Consider the following 17,432-nt stretch of genomic DNA (forward strand, 5'->3'; position numbering starts at 1 on the left):
GTCAATCGATCGGGGAGTTGTGCATGCTGGTGAACGGAAAATGGACGGAAGACTGGCAGCCCGTTCAGGCAAAGGACGAAAAGGGCGGCTTCGTCCGCCAGACCTCGAGTTTCCGCAATTGGGTGACCCCGGATGGTAGCGCCGGGCCGACCGGCGAAGGCGGCTTTGAAGCCAGCGCCGGCCGTTACCATCTCTATGTCGCCTATATCTGCCCCTGGGCCTCGCGCACCCTGATCGGCCGCAAGCTCAAGGGCCTGGAAGATATCATCTCGGTCTCGGTCGTCGAGCCGCTGCTGGGCAAGCAGGGCTGGCGCTTCGGTGACTATCCCGGCGCGACGGAGGATCACGTCAACGGCGTAACCTATATGCATGAAATCTATACCAGGGCAGCACCCGATTTCACCGGCCGGGCCACCGTACCGGTTCTCTGGGACAAGCAGAAAAAGACCATCGTCAACAATGAATCCGCCGATATTCTGCGTATGCTGAACAGCGGCTTCGGCGGTCTGGCAAAAAATCCGATCGATCTTTATCCAGCGGAGAGGCGCACCGAGATCGATGCTTTCAACGATCGCATCTATCCTGCCCTCAACAACGGTGTCTACCGCGCCGGTTTCGCCACCACGCAGATCGCCTACGAAGAAGCCTTTGCCGACGTGTTTTCCTGCCTCGACTGGGCCGAGCAGCAGTTCGAGGGCCGGTCTTTTCTCTTTGCCGATCACCCCACCGAGACCGATATCCGGCTTTTTGTAACGCTGGTGCGCTTCGACGTCGCCTATCACGGCATCTTCAAATGCAATCTGCGCCGGCTTTCCGACTATGCCAATCTGCGCGCCTTCTGTCGCCGAATGCTGGATTGGCCGGGCATCGGTGAAACGGTGAATCTCGATCATATCAAGCGCGGCTACTATTCGATCGAAAGCCTCAATCCAACGAAGATCATTCCCTCCGGCCCGGATCTGGCGGAAATTTTTTAGAGCATGATGCCGGCGGGTACGGGCGGCTTTCGGCAGAAAATCATCCGAATCGCGGCGAAGCCGTACCGCTTCCCGGCAAAGCCGTAATGACACCGATGAATAATTCGTTCATAGGTGGCTGCAAATCCGTTTTCAATGAGGAGGAATTCCATGAAGCTGATGCGTGTTGGCGAAGCAGGCAGTGAAAAACCAGCGCTTCTCGATGCCGATGGCAAAATTCGCGATCTTTCCGGTCATGTCGCCGATATCGGCGGCGAAGCGATCAGCCCGGCAGGCCTTGCAAAGATTGCGGCGATCGATCAGAAGAGCCTTCCGGAAATCGCACCCGGTCGCATCGGCGCCTGCGTCGCGGGCACTGGCAAGTTCATCTGCATTGGCTTGAATTATTCGGATCATGCTGCCGAAACCGGTGCGACCGTGCCGCCCGAGCCGATCATCTTCATGAAAGCAACATCCGCAATCGTTGGACCGAACGACAACGTCATCATCCCGCGCGGTTCGGAAAAGACCGATTGGGAAGTCGAGCTCGGCGTCGTCATCGGCAAAACCGCCAAATATGTGACGGAAGCCGAAGCGCTGGATTATGTCGCCGGTTATTGCGTTTCCAATGACGTTTCCGAGCGCGCTTTCCAGACCGAGCGTTCCGGTCAGTGGACCAAGGGCAAGTCCTGCGACACCTTTGGCCCGATCGGCCCCTGGCTTGTGACCAAGGATGAAATTGCCGAACCGCAGAACCTCGGCATGTGGCTGACGGTCAACGGCCAGAAGATGCAGAACGGTTCATCGAAAACGATGGTTTACGGGGTTGCGTTCCTCGTCTCCTATCTCAGCCAGTTCATGTCGCTGCATCCCGGTGACGTAATCTCGACCGGCACGCCTCCGGGCGTCGGCATGGGCCTCAAGCCGCCGCGTTATCTCAAGGCCGGCGACGTGGTCGAACTCGGCATCGAAGGTCTCGGCACGCAGAAGCAGACCTTCGTAGCGGATCGTTAACGACGCTTCCTGTTGAGAAACTTAAGTTTTCAGGTCGATTATGATGCCGGGGATCAATTCTCCGGCATTTCTTGTGTGGGTCTGGTGCGTCAATGTTGCTGTGCAACAAAAACCTGTTAGTCTGCGCGACGTGCCCGCGTTACGAAAAGAGTCGATGCCTCTCAATCGGTGTCATCTTTTCGACAGAGAAAGGTGGCGCCTTCCAATGTTTTATCAGCTTTATGAATTGAACCATGCCGCCATGGCGCCGTTTCGCGCCGCGGCCGATATCATGCGATTTGCCTATGCCAATCCGCTGAACCCGTTCTCCCACACGCCATTGGGTCGGACGATGGCGGCAAGTCTCGAAATGTTCGAACGTACGACGCGCCGCTACGGGAAACCGGAATTCGGACTGAAGCAGACGACGATCGGTGACAAGACGGTTTCCGTCCGCGAAGAGGTGGTCTGGTCGCGGCCCTTCTGCAATCTCCTGCATTTCGCCCGCAGTGTTCCAGCCGCCCGCGGCAATGATCCGCGTATTCTGATCGTCGCGCCGATGTCCGGCCACTATGCCACGCTATTGCGCGGCACGGTCGAGGCGCTGTTGCCGAGCGCCGATATCTACATTACCGACTGGATCGACGCCCGCATGGTGCCGATGACGGAAGGCACCTTCGATTTCGACGATTACGTCGACTACGTCATCGAGATGCTGCATTTCCTCGGTCACGACACGCATGTCGTCGCCGTCTGTCAGCCTTCCGTTCCCGTGCTGGCAGCCGCTGCCGTGATGGAAGAAGCCAGGGATCCGCTTTCGCCGGCATCGATGACGCTGATGGGCGGCCCGATCGACACGCGCATCAACCCGACGGCGGTCAACAAGCTCGCTCAGGAGCGGTCGCTGCAGTGGTTCTCCGACAATGTCATCATGAACGTGCCCTGGCCGCAGCCGGGCTTCATGCGTCCGGTCTATCCAGGATTCCTGCAGCTTTCGGGCTTCATGTCCATGAATCTTGATCGCCATCTCGTCGCGCACAAGGAGTTCTTCATGCATCTCGTGAAGAACGACGGCGAGCCGGAAAGACATCGCGATTTCTACGACGAATATCTCGCGGTCATGGATCTGACCGCCGAATTTTATCTACAGACGGTGGAGGAGGTCTTCATCAAGCATTCGCTGCCGAAGGGCGAACTGATGCATCGCGGCAAACGCGTCGATCCGGCGGCAATTCGCAATGTGGCGCTGCTGACCGTCGAAGGTGAGAATGACGATATCTCCGGGGTTGGCCAGACAATGGCGGCGCAGACCATCTGCGTGAACATTCCCGAAGATATGCGCATGCACTATCTTCAGCCGGATGTCGGCCATTATGGTGTTTTCAACGGCTCGCGTTTCCGCCGCGAGATCGCGCCGCGCATCATCAATTTCGTCCGCCAGCATTCACGTTCCGCCGTCAAGCCTCCGATCCCGCGTGTCATCAAGGGCGGCCGGACGGGCTGAATCAGGGATAGCTGAATTAGCAAAACGGATTCAAGGTCTTGTCCGATTTCGCGGGCAATCGTCTTGAAGGCGGTTATTGCGGTAACCACATCGATTTCAGCGTTCGGTATTCTGCCGGGCGCGGAAAGCGAGGGATACCCGCACGATGAACCAGTCAGCATTGCTTCGACCGGATTGGACTCCGGCTACCATTGCCCTGATGATTCTCGGCTTCATGGTTTTCTGGCCTCTGGGTCTTGCCATGCTTGCCTACATCATCTTCGGCGACCGTCTGCGCGGCTTCAAGCGTGACGTCAACCAGGCGACCGATGGCTTCTTTGCCTCCTGCCGCCGACCGCATGGCCGTCACCGCCCGCATTTTTCGACCGGCAACGTCGCCTTTGACGACTGGCGCAAGGCCGAACTCGACCGGATGGAGGAAGAGCGCCGCAAGCTTGACGAAATGCGCGAGGAATTCGACTCCTATCTCCGCGAGCTCCGCCGCGCCAAGGATCAGGAAGAGTTCGACCGCTTCATGCGCGACCGCAGGAACGCCAAGCGCGATGACAACGGCCCGGTGGCTGAATATCAGACGCCGTAAACGCCTGAACGATGAATTGATGACCGGCATCTCGCGATGCCGGTTTTTCCATGTCTGCCCTTCCGGCGATCATTTAGATTTGCCGGCGAATCGTATAGAAAACACGCATGTTCTCGCTTCTGAAAACAAGGTCGAAGGCGCGAAAGCCGGCTCCGCCCGAAATGCGCACGCTCGACGTTGCCGGCCGGCTCATGCCGCTGACGATCAAGCAGCATGACCGGGCGACACGCATCACGCTGCGCATCGAGCCGGGTGGCCGCGCCTTGAAGATGACGGTGCCGAAAGGCCTTGCCACGCGCGAGGTCAATGCCTTCCTCGATCGTCACCAGGGTTGGCTGCTCACCAAGCTTGCCAAGTTTTCGACCGATACCGGCCTGCGTGACGGCGGCGAAATCCTCCTTCGCGGCGTTTCTCACCGCATCCAGCATAGCGGCAGCTTGCGCGGGCTGACGGAGGTGGTTTCCATAGACGGCAGGCCGGTGCTGCGCGTCAGCGGCATGCCGGAACATGTCGGACGGCGCATTGCTGCCTTTCTCAAGAAGGAGGCCCGCGCCGATCTCGCAAGACTGGCGACGATGCATGCCGCAACGATCCGGGCGCCGATCCGTTCGATCTCGATGAAGGATACCCGTAGCCGCTGGGGCTCCTGTTCGTCTGAAGGAAATCTGAGCTTTTCGTGGCGTATCGTCATGGCGCCGCCGTCGGTGATCGATTATCTCGCCGCCCATGAGGTCGCCCACCTCAAGGAAATGAATCACGGCCCGCACTTCTGGGCCCTCTGTGGCAAACTTTGCCCCGGCATGGACGAGGCGAAATCCTGGCTCAAGCGGCATGGCAGCCAGTTGCATGCCATCGATTTCGACTAGCGCATAAACCCCGAAAATCGGAATCGGTTTTTCGGAAAGGATTATGCGCAGATTTAAAGTGTTAGAGCGTCCTTTGGACGCGCGGCGCTCCAGCCGAGAGCCGCGCTAAATTCAGCGTCCGTCGCAAATTGGCTCGACTCTTTCCGCATTTCGTGTCACTTCGCTGCCATGAGACCGGATATCAAGATCTGTGGCTTGAAGTCGCCTGACGCTGTCGATCGCGCGCTGAAACGCGGTGCGACCCATATCGGTTTTATCTTCTTCGAAAAGAGCCCGCGCTATATTGAGCCGGACCTGGCGGCAAAACTGGCCGAACCTGCGCGCGGCAAGGCGAAGATCGTCGCCGTCGTCGTCGATCCGACCAATGACGAACTCGACGAGATCGTATCTTTGTTGAAGCCGGATATGCTCCAGCTTCATGGCAACGAGAGCCCCGAACATGTGCTGACCATAAAGGCGGTCTATGGTCTGCCTGTGATGAAGGCCTTTTCGGTCCGCACGGCAGACGACCTGAAGCGCGTCGAGGCCTATATAGGTATCGCCGACCGTTTCCTCTTCGACGCCAAAGCGCCGAAGGGTTCGGAACTGCCTGGCGGCAATGGTGTTTCCTTCGATTGGGGCCTTCTCAGCTGGCTTGACGGCAGCGTCGACTACATGCTTTCCGGCGGGCTGAACAAGGACAATGTCGCCGAGGCGCTTTTCGTCACCAAGGCACCGGGTATCGACGTCTCCTCGGGAGTCGAAACTGCGCCTGGCGTGAAAAGCGTCGCGAAGATCGATGAATTTTTTGACGCGGTCGAAAAGGCGAATGCGCCGCTGATGGCCTCAGGGAGTTGAGAGTGAACGAGACGCCTAAACCGAATTCCTTCCGTTCCGGCCCCGATGAGGATGGCCGTTTTGGCATTTATGGCGGTCGTTTCGTCGCCGAAACGCTGATGCCGCTGATCCTCGACCTGCAGGACGAGTGGAACAGGGCAAAGAGCGATCCGGCATTCCAGGCCGAATTGAAGCATCTCGGCGCGCATTATATCGGCCGCCCGAGCCCGCTCTATTTCGCCGAGCGGCTGACGGCCGAACTCGGTGGCGCAAAGATCTATTTCAAGCGCGAGGAGCTGAACCATACCGGCTCGCACAAGATCAACAACTGCATCGGCCAGATCCTGCTCGCCAAGCGCATGGGCAAGACCCGCATCATTGCCGAAACCGGTGCCGGCCAGCACGGCGTCGCCTCCGCGACCGTTGCAGCCCGCTTTGGCCTTCCCTGCGTCGTCTATATGGGCGCCACCGACGTCGAGCGTCAAGCGCCGAACGTTTTCCGCATGAAGCTGCTCGGCGCGGAAGTCAAGCCGGTCACGGCAGGCAGCGGCACGCTGAAGGACGCCATGAACGAGGCACTTCGCGACTGGGTCACCAATGTCGAGGATACCTATTACCTGATCGGAACGGCAGCCGGTCCGCATCCCTATCCGGAGATGGTCCGCGATTTCCAGTCGGTGATCGGCATCGAGGCGAAAGAGCAGATGCTGGCAGCCGAAGGCCGCTTGCCGGATCTCGTCATCGCTGCCGTCGGCGGCGGCTCGAACGCCATCGGCATTTTCCATCCTTTCCTGGATGATCCCTCTGTCAAGATCGTCGGCGTCGAAGCCGGCGGCAAGGGTCTGCAGGGCGACGAACATTGCGCCTCGATCACCGCCGGTTCGCCGGGCGTGCTGCATGGCAACCGCACCTACCTGCTGCAGGATGGTGACGGTCAGATCAAGGAAGGCCATTCGATTTCGGCCGGTCTCGATTATCCCGGCATCGGCCCCGAACATTCCTGGCTGAACGATACCGGCCGCGTCGACTATGTGCCGATCATGGATCACGAAGCGCTCGAGGCTTTCCAGACCCTGACCCGCCTCGAAGGCATCATCCCGGCGCTCGAGCCCTCGCATGCGATTGCCGAGGTGATCAAACGCGCACCGACGATGGGCAAGGACGAGATCATCCTGATGAACCTCTCCGGCCGCGGCGACAAGGATATCTTCACCGTCGGCAAGATTCTGGGAATGGGACTGTAAGAGATGACCGCACGCATGGACAAACGCTTTGCCGAGCTGAAGGCCGAGGGCCGTCCGGCGCTTGTGACCTATTTCATGGGCGGCGATCCCGATTACCACACCTCGCTCGGCATCATGAAGGCGCTGCCGGAGGCAGGCTCCGACATCATCGAGCTCGGTATGCCCTTTTCCGATCCGATGGCCGACGGCCCGGCGATCCAGCTGGCCGGTCAGCGGGCGCTGAAAGGCGGCCAGACGCTGAAGAAGACGCTGCAACTGGCGGCCGATTTCCGCAAGACCAACGATGCGACGCCGATCGTGATGATGGGTTACTACAACCCGATCTATATTTACGGCGTCGAGAAATTCCTCGATGACGCGCTTGCCGCCGGTATCGACGGCCTGATCGTCGTCGACCTGCCGCCCGAGATGGATGACGAGCTCTGCATTCCGGCCATCCGCAAAGGCATCAATTTCATCCGCCTGGCGACGCCGACGACCGATGAGAAGCGCCTGCCGAAGGTCCTGAAGAACACCTCCGGCTTCGTCTACTACGTCTCGATGAATGGCATCACCGGTTCGGCGCTGCCCGATCCGTCGCTGGTTTCGGGCGCGGTCGAGCGCATCAAGCAGCACACCAAGCTGCCCGTCTGCGTCGGCTTCGGCGTCAAGACGGCGGAACATGCAAAGGTCATCGGCGGTTCGGCCGACGGCGTCGTCGTCGGCACCGCGATCGTCAATCAGGTTGCGACCAGCTTGACGCATGACGGAAAGGCAACGGCGGACACGGTTCAGGCGGTTGCCACGCTGGTGCGCGGCCTTTCCACGGGAACACGTTCGGCGCGCCTTGTTGCTGCCGAATAGTTTGCCCACATTGGCAATAAAGCATGTCGCGCAAAGTGTGCAGCGGTTTTGCGGCAACGACATGCGGGAAACTAGGACCTAAGGCGTTCAGCGAATCTGAAAGATCGCGACGCGCTTTAGACTATCAGGAGTATTCGAGTTGAACTGGATCACCAACTACGTTCGCCCGCGGATCAATTCCATGCTGGGCCGTCGCGAAGTGCCGGAGAACCTCTGGATCAAGTGCCCGGAAACGGGCGAGATGGTCTTCCACAAGGACCTGGAAGGCAACAAATGGGTCATTCCGGCGTCCGGTTATCACATGAAGATGCCGGCCAAGGCGCGCTTAATCGATCTTTTCGATAATGGCGAGTTCGAATCGCTGCCGCAGCCGAAGGTCGCGCAGGACCCGCTGAAGTTTCGCGATTCGAAGAAATATAGCGATCGCCTGCGCGACAGCCGCCTGAAGACCGAACAGGAGGATACGATCCTCGCCGGTGTCGGAAAGGTGCAAGGACTGAAACTCGTGGCCGTCGTGCACGAATTCAACTTTATCGGCGGTTCGCTCGGCATGGCCGCCGGCGAGGCGATCGTCAAGGCTTTCGAGCGCGCGACGTCTGAGCAGTGCCCGCTGGTGATGTTCCCCGCTTCCGGCGGTGCGCGCATGCAGGAAGGCATCCTGTCGCTGATGCAGCTGCCGCGCACGACGGTTGCCGTCGACATGCTGAAGGAATCCGGCCAGCCCTATATCGTCGTGCTGACCAACCCGACGACAGGTGGCGTCACGGCCTCCTATGCCATGCTTGGCGATATTCATCTGGCCGAGCCCGGCGCCGAAATCGGCTTTGCCGGCAAGCGCGTGATCGAGCAGACCCTGCGTGAAAAACTGCCCGAAGGCTTCCAGACCGCCGAATACCTGCTGGAGCATGGTATGGTCGATATGGTCGTCAAGCGCCACGATATTCCGGAAACGCTGGCGCGTCTCCTGAAGATCCTGACGAAGAAGCCGGTTTCGGCGGCGAACGACATGAATGGCGGCGCGATCGCCCTGGCGGCGAGCGCCTGATAACCGACAAACAGGCGGGGTGCCGAATTGATACCCAGAGGCCAAACCGCGGTGAGCGAGGCAGCACAGGAGATCGACAAGCTCATGGGATTGCATCCCAAGGGTTTTGATCTGTCTCTCGATCGCATCACTCGTCTTCTCGATCAACTCGGCAATCCGCACAGGAAACTGCCGCCGGTGATCCATGTCGCCGGCACCAACGGCAAGGGGTCGGTCACCGCCTTTTGCCGCGCCCTGCTCGAAGCCGGCGGCTACAGCGCTCACGTGCACACCTCGCCGCATCTCGTCAATTGGCACGAGCGTTACCGCATTGGCGTCAAGGGCGGACGCGGACAGCTTGTCGACGACGCCGTCTTTGCCGGGGCCGTGCGTCGCGTGGCCGATGCCAATGCAGGACAGCACATTACCGTCTTCGAAATCCTGACGGCGGTCACCTTCATCCTGTTTTCCGAACATCCGGCCGATGCCGCGATCATCGAAGTCGGTCTCGGCGGCCGGTTCGATGCGACCAATGTCATTTCTGATCCGGCCGTCTCGGTGATCATGCCGATCTCGCTGGATCACCAACCCTATCTCGGCGACAGGGTCGAGCTGATCGCGGCCGAAAAGGCCGGCATCATGAAGCCGGGATTTCCCGTCGTCATCGGCCATCAGGAATATGACGCAGCGCTCGACGTGCTGATGTCGACGGCCGAACGGCTGCATTGCCCGAGCGCCGTCTTCGGGCAGGATTTCATGGCGCATGAGGAATATGGCCGGCTCGTCTACCAGGACGAGTTCGGCCTTGCCGACCTGCCGCTACCGCGCCTTCCCGGCCGCCATCAATATGCCAATGCCGCCGCTGCCATTCGTGCCGTCAAGGCGGCGGGTTTCACTGTCACCGAGACGATGATGGAAAAGGCGATGAGTTCGGTCGAATGGCCGGGCCGGCTGCAGCGCCTGAGCGAGGGCCGGCTGCTGCCGCATGCACCCGCCGGCGCCGAGATCTGGATCGATGGCGGGCATAATCCCGGTGCCGGCGAAGTGATCGCCGAAGCCATGGCCACTTTCGAGGAGCGCCAGTCTCGGCCGCTTTTTCTAATTATCGGCATGATCAACACCAAGGATCCGGTCGGTTATTTCAAGGCCTTTGCCGGCTTAGTCGAGAAGGTTTTCTGCGTGCCGATCCGCGGCAGCGAAGCGATGGTCGACCCGGTGATATTGTCGAATGCCGCTTATGATGCCGGCTTGGTTGCCGAACCGATGTCGACGGTCGGCGATGCGCTGGAAGCGATAAAAGCCGTCGCCGATCCGGAGGCATTGCCGCCGCGCATCCTGGTCGGCGGCTCTCTCTATCTTGTCGGCGACGTGCTTGCCGACAACGGCACGCCGCCAAAATGAAGGCTGCGAAATGAAAAAAGCCCGGTCGAGCCGGGCTTTTTCGTCAATGTGATATAAATTCGTCGATATTAATCAGGCAGCGCTCGAAATCCAGTTCGAAAGAGCCGTCTTCGGCTTTGCGCCGACCGAGATATCGGCAACTTCGCCGCCCTTGAAGATTGCAAGGGTCGGAATGGAGCGCACACCGAACTGTGCAGCGAGTTCCGGGTTCTCATCGATATTCAGCTTGGCGACCTTGACCTTGCCTTCCATCTCGACGGCGATTTCTTCGAGGCTCGGTGCAATCATCTTGCACGGGCCGCACCATTCGGCCCAGAAATCGACGACGACGGGTTCTGCGGATTCCAGAACTTCCGACTGGAAGTTATTGATATCGACTTTCACGGTAGCCATGGGCTGCTCCTTTAACGGAATTGGGTGTTGAACCACATGTGATGGTGCGGTGCCGAACTTTCAATGTCCGGTATTTCACTTTGTCTTGACCGCTGCAAGCGCCAAACCGAGCGCCTTTTCGCTCAGCGTGTAGAGCGAAGCGTTCTCGGTATAGACAAGCATGCAATCGATACGCTTATCAGGATAGAGCGGCGCGAGGATCTCGCGATAGATCGCCAGCTGTGCCCGGTGCGCGAAGGGGATAGCTTCTTCTGTTGCCGGCGGTACCCGATTGGTCTTGTAGTCGAGAATGACGACGCGATCGGCAAGAACGGCAAGCCGGTCGATGCGGCCGGAGACGGCATAGCGCCGGTCTTCGAGCGTCAATGTCCCCATGATCGAGACTTCGGGCTGGGCCTGCGCACCGAGAACAGCCTGCAGACCTTCCTCGTCCAATAGTTTCAGAACCGAATCGACAAGCTTGCGCCGTTCGGCTTCCGGCCAGAATCGAGCCGCCCTGTCGGCATAACGGCTCGCCGCGTCAGGCCGTTCGCCAAGTGGAATTTCGGGAAGCGCCTGCAGCATGCGATGGATCAGCCTGCCCTTTTCCAGCGAACGATCGCTGCGTTCCTTCTCGCCGAACAGCGGCGAGACGACCAGCAGACCGCCCTCGTCTTCATCGATGATCGTCCCGGCGCCGGAAGGACTGAGCGGCCGGGGCAGCTCAGCCTGCGGCGGCAACGGCCGCAACAGACCGTCGGGCAAGGTCTCCTCGCTGCCGCGTTCTTTGGTGCTATCGATACGCTCGAAGCGTCGTTCCACCCGCGGCACGCGCCATTTGACGCCCGGCCATTCCCCATCGGGACCGGAGAATGCGGTCGCCTCCACATGCGGATGGTCGTCGCGCAGTGCCGTCGAAATCATCATATGCCAGGTGTCGTTATTCACACGCACGCCACGATAGCCGCAGACGACCAGCCGGTCGGCGGCGCGCGTCATGGCGACATAGAGCAACCGGCGGTATTCCTCTTCCGCTAGCATCTGGATACGTGCGGCATCGTCCTGGGTCAGCGAATTGGCGAGATCGGAGACAGGAACCCAGACGGGCATCGGCGGCTCGTCGGGGCCGGTCTCGATCAGGCGAAGCTTCGGCAGATGGGTATGGGTGAAGGCCTTCGAACCGCCGTCGACAAGGAAAACGATCGGTGCTTCAAGACCCTTGGAGGCATGCACCGTCATGATCCGCACCTCGTTGCGCCCCTTGTCCTGCTCGCGCTTCATCACAGGGGCTTCGAGCTCCAGCGTCGAGATGAAGGATTGCAGCCCGGGAAGGCCGGAGTTCTCATGGTCGAGCGTGAAGGTCAGGAATTCGTCGAGAATATCGCTGACCTCGGTGCCGAGACGGGCAAGGAATTGCCGCCGCCCGCCATAGCTGCCCAGCACGCGCGCATAGAAATCATGGACCGACAGGCTCCTGGACTGCCGGAGAAACAGCTCCAGTCTCTCGACGGCAGCGCGGAAACGCTCGGTGCCGTCGGCGGCGAAGCTTTTGAGATGGCTCCAGACGCTTTCATTGTCGCCGCGCAACGCGGCGATCGCAAAGATGTCGTCCTCGGAGAGATCGAAAAGCGGGCTCTTGAGCACGGCGGTGAGCGAAAGATCGTCTTCCGGCAGAAGCAGGAAACGGCCGAGCGCCAGCAGATCCTGCACGGCGATATGGCTGGTCAGCACCAACCTGTCCGCACCGGCGACGGGAATATCGCCGCGGCGCTTCAACGCGCGCGTCAACGCATTGACGAAGGCGTCGCGCTTGCGCACCAGCACCAGGATGTCGCCCGCCTCGATCAGGCGCTCCTTGCCTTTGTCGACGATCGTTTCGCGGCCGACGAGCGTGCCGATCGAATGGGCGATCCGCCGCGCGAGGATTGCGGCCGGCGCGCTTTCCGGCGTCGCATCGAAGGGCGCCGTCCAGTCCTCCTCCTTCACCACCGCTTCCGGCGCAACCATCTCCCAGAGATCGACGGCGCCGGGATGTCCGATGCGGCTGGAACGATGCACGACCGGTTCGCCGAGCGCGCTGAGGCCGCGCGCATTCTCGGGTGTCTTGAAAATATGGTCGACCGCCTCGAGCACGTCTGAGGTCGAGCGGAACGACAGTGGCAGCCGCACGGAGGAAAAACTCTGGCCGCTGTCGGAAACGCGCCGCCGCGTCCGGTCGCTCTCCTCGGAAAAACGCTCGGGCCGCGCCCCCTGGAAGGAGTAGATCGACTGCTTTTCGTCGCCGACGGCAAACAGCGTGCGCACGGTCGGCCGGGCGCTTTCGCCGGAGAAGAAATCTTCGGCGAGCGACTGGATGACGCTCCACTGGATCGGGCTGGTATCCTGCGCCTCGTCGACGAGGATATGATCGATACCCCGATCGAGCTTGTAGTGGATCCAGGGGCCGACCCCACTTTTCGTCAGCAGGTCGGCAGTGCGGGTGATCAGGTCCTCGAAATCGAGCTGGCTGCGCTGCTTCTTCAACTCCTCATAGTCGTGATTCAGCCGATCGGCGAGCACGAGCGCTGCATGCGTGGCGCCGTACATCCGCATCAGTTTCAGCCGGTCGCGGCTTGCTTCGACATGTGCGCGGGCAATGGCGATGGCCTCCGCAAGCTGCGGCGCCTCGGCAAGCATGGCCTTGACGAAAAATTGCGAGTCCGCCTTCGGCTCGCCCTTCACGGTCAGAAAGATTTTCTCGAGAAATTGCGCGCGCCTTGCGTCATCGCGCTCCCGCCCGGCGAGCCTGAGGCCGTAAGCAACTTCCTGCGCCTTCGTGCCGCCCTTCTGGTCGGCAAGCGAGAGATAGAGCTCCAGTGTGCTGCCCGAAAGCTCCGGCAAAGGCCAATATTGCGCCGCGATCCTGTCTTCCGTGTCGCCGACGGCAAGGCCGAGCCTTTTGCGCAGAACCTTGTCCACGCCGCCCTGCTGTTCGGCCGTCGCGGTGAAACGACGAATGGCATTGCGGTTGGCGACGATGTCGCCAAGCAGGTTCTCCAGTCCGGATTCGTCGCCGAGATTGAGCACGTAGGCGAATGCCTCGGCAAGGGCGCTGTCTTCGTCAGGCGCCGTTGCCGTCAGCAGCGCCCGGCGCGCATCGGAAAGCAACGCCACCGCCGCGCGATCGTCGAGAACCGAGAAATGTCCGGCAACGTTGGCTTCCAGCGGGAACTGGTGCAGCAGTGCCTCGCAAAAGGCATGGATCGTCTGGATCTTCAGTCCGCCGGGCGTTTCCAGCGCCTTGGCAAACAGCCGGCGAGCCTCGGCAAGCTTCAGTCCGTCGGGAGCCATACCTTCGATCTGTATGATGCGACGGCGGAGGTCTTCATCGTCAAGCACTACCCATTCCGCCAGCCGTTCGAAGACGCGGTTCGACATTTCCGACGCCGCAGCCTTGGTGTAGGTGAGGCATAAAATGGCGGAAGGCCGCGCACCTGATAGCAGCAGCCGGATGACGCGCTGTGTCAGCACATGCGTCTTGCCGGAACCGGCATTGGCCGAGACCCATGCTGAACGCAGCGGATCGGAGGCAATCGCCTGCTGGATCGTCGTCCAGCCGATCCAGGCGCCCGGATCGTCGTCGTTGGGAAGGGCGGTCACATCACTCATCGCCGCCCTCTTCGGCTTCGGCCGTCGACCATTCGGAGACGCGGGCAAGATGATCGTAGTCGCCGCCGAAGTCGAATTGCTGGGCCGGGATCAGCCGCGAGGTAAAGCCTCTTTTGCTGGATTGCAGCAAGCCCACGAATTTGACCAGCTGGTCGATCGATTCGGCGGCGAGATCCATCGCCGATTTCGCCTTGTCGCTGCGCGCCGAGCTCTCGTTGTTGACGGTATCGACTTGAAAGCGGCTTCCCGGACGCAGACGCACATAGAGAAGATCCTGCGGCACGAGGCTGCCGGTATCGCGAAAAGCGCCGGCGCTCAACGCCGCCGCTTCGAGTGCCAGCTGCGGATCGAGAAGCACGCGTGCCTGCGCCGGCGAGGGATTGTAGCCAGTCTTGTAGTCGATGATATCGGCCGAGTTTGGTCCCGTTATGTCAATCCGGTCTGCGACGCCGGTGAGCCGGATATTGATCGGCTCCAGCTCCATGCCGCCCCGCACCTCCGTCAGCGTTTTCAGGATGCCATGCCGGCGTCCAGCTTCCCATTCGAGGAAGGCGCGGGCCACCGCGCGAAAGCGCGGCCGCCACACGGCATCGATATGCGGCGGCAACTTTTCCATGTCGAAAAGCTCGGAAAGGACGTGCTCCATCGCCGCTGCCCCATCCGGCGTGCCGGCGATATGGGCTTCGCGGATGAACCGGTCGATGATCTTGTGGTAGAGCGTCCCGCGTTCGGCCGCCCCTGGATCGCGATTGAACGGGTCGACGGGGTCGAGCCGCAGGATGCGCCGGGCATAGATGGCATAGGGATCTCGGCGCAGCCGGCCGACTTCGCTGAAGGAATAGGATTTCGGCTGCAGCGCCAGCGGCGGTTTCGGCGAGGGGCGTTGCGCCGGCGCTTGGCCCTCTCCTCGATCGATAAGAGCGGCCCATTGGAGAAACCGATTGCCGCGACCCCTCAATTCCGCTTCGAACGCCTCTCCGCCGAGCGCCAGCAGCCGCTGCAGCCAACGCGAGGCAACGGTCGGCGTCGAGCCCTGGCGCAGCGCGCGCGAATAGATCAGATGGCGTGTGCCGTTTGCCATCTCGAAATCATGTGCCAGCTGGCCGATGCGCCGTTCAGGCGGCTCGAGGCCGATTTCCGTCTTCATCATTCGCGGAATGAAGGGATTGTTGGCGGTCTGTCCCGGCCAGGTGCCTTCGTTCAGGCCGCCGAGGATCAGCGTATCGACGCTCTGCAGGCGGGCTTCCAGCGTGCCGAAGATGAAGAGCCTCGGATGGCTGAGCGCCCGTGGCTTCACCGCATGACCGGCGGCGAGGGCTGCCATGATGTCGATCCATTGCGGTCCGTCGGCCTCCATCTGGCCGTCCGTGTCGATCACTTCACTGAGCAGGGCGGCGAGGGCATCTCCCGCTTCGTTCGACCAGAGATCGGCGAGATTGCCTTGCGGATCGACCGCGACAGCTTCAAGCGAACGGCCGGTGCGTTCCGCCCACTCGGACAATGTGAAGCGCACCGTTCTTCCCCGATCTTCCGGCCGCTCCCGCATCAGCGCCGAAGCCAGAGGCTCGGTCGCTTGTGTGACCCGTCGGGCAAGGTCGTATGCGGCGTCGGCGGCCTCACGGGAAAGCGCTTTTCGCCATTGCGGCGTGTGCCTGTCCAGGGCCTGTTCGGCAAGTTGGTGAGCGAGAAGCGGTCCCAGCGTGCTGATATCCACCTCTGCCACGCCGCCGCGCAGTGCCAGCAACTCGAGCGCCTCGGTGGTAGAAATCAATGCAGCGCGCTCCAGGCCGAAGCGGGCGAGCGGATGTTTGAGCAGTGAGACGATCGCCACCGGATCGCCCGGCCGCAGCGCTGCCTCCAGCAGCAATTGCAGCAAGGTGCCCTGCGGCATGGCCGAAAGCGGTGTGCCCGCCGAATCGTCGGCGAGGATGCCGAAGCGGGAAAGCTCGGCCATCACCCGCCGCGCGAGATTGCGGTCCGGAGTGATGAGTGCTGCCCGGCTCTCGCTGTCCTGTCCCGGTCTTTCCAGCGCCAGCCGAAGCGCGATGGCAATTGCGGTTGCTTCCTCGCGCTCATTGGCGGCTTCAATCAGCGAGATGTCAGAGAAGGCCGAAGACAGTGCGCCTGCCGGCAGGTCGTTTTTCCAAGCTCCCCATTCGCTGGTCGCCTCCGCCGGGGCAAGGGCCCGCGACAGGATTTCGGCACGCCGCTCACGATCGGCCTCCGGTCTGTCGAGGAGCGTGACGTCGGCCCGCGTCAGCTTCAGCCGCTTGAGCAGCGACGACAGACCATATTGCGGATGGCTCCGGCTTGCCGGATTGGCATGTTGGCCTGGCGCCGGTTCCGGCGCGACCATCTGCCAGTGCCTTTCGGGCATGGAGAGATCCAGACCCGGAAGCACGATTACGCCTTCCGGCAGATGGGCGACGGCGGCAATGAGATCGGCGGTGGCGGGAACGGAACCCGTCGAACCGGCTATGATGATCGGCCCGGCGGGTTTCGTTGCCGAAAGCCGGCTTGCTTCCGCCCGAAGAATGGCGTTTCTGTGCCGCGCCGGCGAGGATTTGCCGAGTTCGGACAGCCGCTCGGGCCAGAAGGCGCTGGCGATCTGCAGGAACTCCGCCGTCAACTGCCACCAGGCGGCATAATCGCCGGTATCGAGTTTCGACAGCTCCGACCAGTCGAGATCCTCGGTCTCGATGGAATCGATCAGCTCGGCAAGATTGCGGGCGAGCCAGATCGCATCCGCCGGGCTTGCCGGCGCGACGAGCGGCGAGTCCGAATGGATGTGGCGGACGATCTCCGGCAGCTTGTTCCGCCAAGCAAGGATCAGACGCGCAAGCTCCAGCAGACGGGCGGTATTCGACAGCGGCTGGACGAGATCGATCGTTGCCGGCAGCGCCTCGTCGAAATAGCCGCTATCGTCATCGGTTTCGCCGAGCGGACGGATCACCGGCAGGATCGCCGAACGGCCGCCGAGCAGGTCGACGAATTCGGAGCGCAGCACGCGCACGGCCCGCCGGGTCGGCAGGTAGATCGTCACTTTGGCAAGCGATAGTGGATCATTGGCGTCGTGCCGGAAAATCGGCGTCAATCGGCCGTCGCAAAGTGTCGTCGCCAGCGTTTTCAGGAAGGAGAGGCCCGCCGGGATCGTCAGGATGCGTAGCTGGTGCCGCTCCGCCATG

General features: G+C 61.2%; 13 protein-coding genes. 10 read left to right on the forward strand and 3 right to left on the reverse strand.

Features of this window, described 5'->3' with window-relative positions:
- Nucleotides 1–23: 23 nt before the first annotated feature.
- The 10 genes from RlegSU303_RS22700 to RlegSU303_RS22745 all read left to right on the forward strand — a co-directional run bounded on the left by RlegSU303_RS22700 (nucleotide 24) and on the right by RlegSU303_RS22745 (nucleotide 10,227).
- Complete coding sequence (locus RlegSU303_RS22700; protein WP_131719622.1) at nucleotides 24–977, forward strand: glutathione S-transferase family protein; 954 nt, start codon at nucleotides 24–26, stop codon at nucleotides 975–977.
- 150 nt (nucleotides 978–1,127) lie between these two features.
- On the forward strand, nucleotides 1,128–1,970 hold the full coding sequence (locus RlegSU303_RS22705) for a fumarylacetoacetate hydrolase family protein (RefSeq protein WP_131719623.1): 843 nt from the start codon (nucleotides 1,128–1,130) through the stop codon (nucleotides 1,968–1,970).
- Between the two features lie 205 nt (nucleotides 1,971–2,175).
- Complete coding sequence (locus RlegSU303_RS22710) at nucleotides 2,176–3,453, forward strand: polyhydroxyalkanoate depolymerase (protein WP_131719624.1); 1,278 nt, start codon at nucleotides 2,176–2,178, stop codon at nucleotides 3,451–3,453.
- Between the two features lie 145 nt (nucleotides 3,454–3,598).
- Nucleotides 3,599–4,033 carry a DUF2852 domain-containing protein gene (locus RlegSU303_RS22715; RefSeq protein ID WP_017962639.1) on the forward strand — a complete coding sequence of 145 codons (435 nt, stop codon included), beginning with the start codon at nucleotides 3,599–3,601 and terminating at the stop codon, nucleotides 4,031–4,033.
- A gap of 107 nt (nucleotides 4,034–4,140) precedes the next feature.
- A complete protein-coding gene (locus tag RlegSU303_RS22720; RefSeq protein ID WP_017962640.1) occupies nucleotides 4,141–4,899 on the forward strand; it encodes a M48 family metallopeptidase in 759 nt (252 codons plus the stop codon).
- A gap of 168 nt (nucleotides 4,900–5,067) precedes the next feature.
- Nucleotides 5,068–5,736 (forward strand): phosphoribosylanthranilate isomerase, encoded by a 669-nt coding sequence (locus tag RlegSU303_RS22725; protein ID WP_131719625.1) that lies wholly within the window; start codon nucleotides 5,068–5,070, stop codon nucleotides 5,734–5,736.
- Between the two features lie 2 nt (nucleotides 5,737–5,738).
- Nucleotides 5,739–6,959, forward strand: a complete 1,221-nt coding sequence (trpB, locus tag RlegSU303_RS22730; RefSeq protein WP_131620094.1) for a tryptophan synthase subunit beta — start codon at nucleotides 5,739–5,741, stop codon at nucleotides 6,957–6,959.
- A gap of 3 nt (nucleotides 6,960–6,962) precedes the next feature.
- Nucleotides 6,963–7,802, forward strand: coding sequence for a tryptophan synthase subunit alpha (gene trpA, locus RlegSU303_RS22735; RefSeq protein ID WP_017962643.1), 840 nt, complete (start codon nucleotides 6,963–6,965; stop codon nucleotides 7,800–7,802).
- A gap of 139 nt (nucleotides 7,803–7,941) precedes the next feature.
- Complete coding sequence (gene accD, locus RlegSU303_RS22740; RefSeq protein WP_131719626.1) at nucleotides 7,942–8,847, forward strand: acetyl-CoA carboxylase, carboxyltransferase subunit beta; 906 nt, start codon at nucleotides 7,942–7,944, stop codon at nucleotides 8,845–8,847.
- A 27-nt stretch (nucleotides 8,848–8,874) separates the two neighbouring features.
- The gene (locus tag RlegSU303_RS22745) at nucleotides 8,875–10,227 is read left to right on the forward strand and encodes a bifunctional folylpolyglutamate synthase/dihydrofolate synthase (RefSeq protein WP_017962645.1); all 1,353 of its coding nucleotides are present in this window, start codon (nucleotides 8,875–8,877) and stop codon (nucleotides 10,225–10,227) included.
- 72 nt (nucleotides 10,228–10,299) lie between these two features.
- Here RlegSU303_RS22745 and trxA read toward each other — a convergent pair whose 3' ends face one another.
- The 3 genes from trxA to addB all read right to left on the reverse strand — a co-directional run bounded on the left by trxA (nucleotide 10,300) and on the right by addB (nucleotide 17,431).
- A complete protein-coding gene (gene trxA / locus RlegSU303_RS22750) occupies nucleotides 10,300–10,620 on the reverse strand; it encodes a thioredoxin (RefSeq protein WP_003544118.1) in 321 nt (106 codons plus the stop codon).
- A 75-nt stretch (nucleotides 10,621–10,695) separates the two neighbouring features.
- Complete coding sequence (gene addA, locus RlegSU303_RS22755; protein ID WP_131719627.1) at nucleotides 10,696–14,247, reverse strand: double-strand break repair helicase AddA; 3,552 nt, start codon at nucleotides 14,245–14,247, stop codon at nucleotides 10,696–10,698.
- On the reverse strand, nucleotides 14,240–17,431 hold the full coding sequence (gene addB / locus RlegSU303_RS22760) for a double-strand break repair protein AddB (RefSeq protein ID WP_131719628.1): 3,192 nt from the start codon (nucleotides 17,429–17,431) through the stop codon (nucleotides 14,240–14,242). The genes addA and addB overlap by 8 nt, the downstream gene beginning before the upstream one ends.
- Nucleotide 17,432: the final 1 nt, after the last annotated feature.

The organism is Rhizobium sp. SU303 (assembly GCF_021052345.1).
Classification (GTDB): Bacteria; Pseudomonadota; Alphaproteobacteria; order Rhizobiales; family Rhizobiaceae; genus Rhizobium; species Rhizobium laguerreae.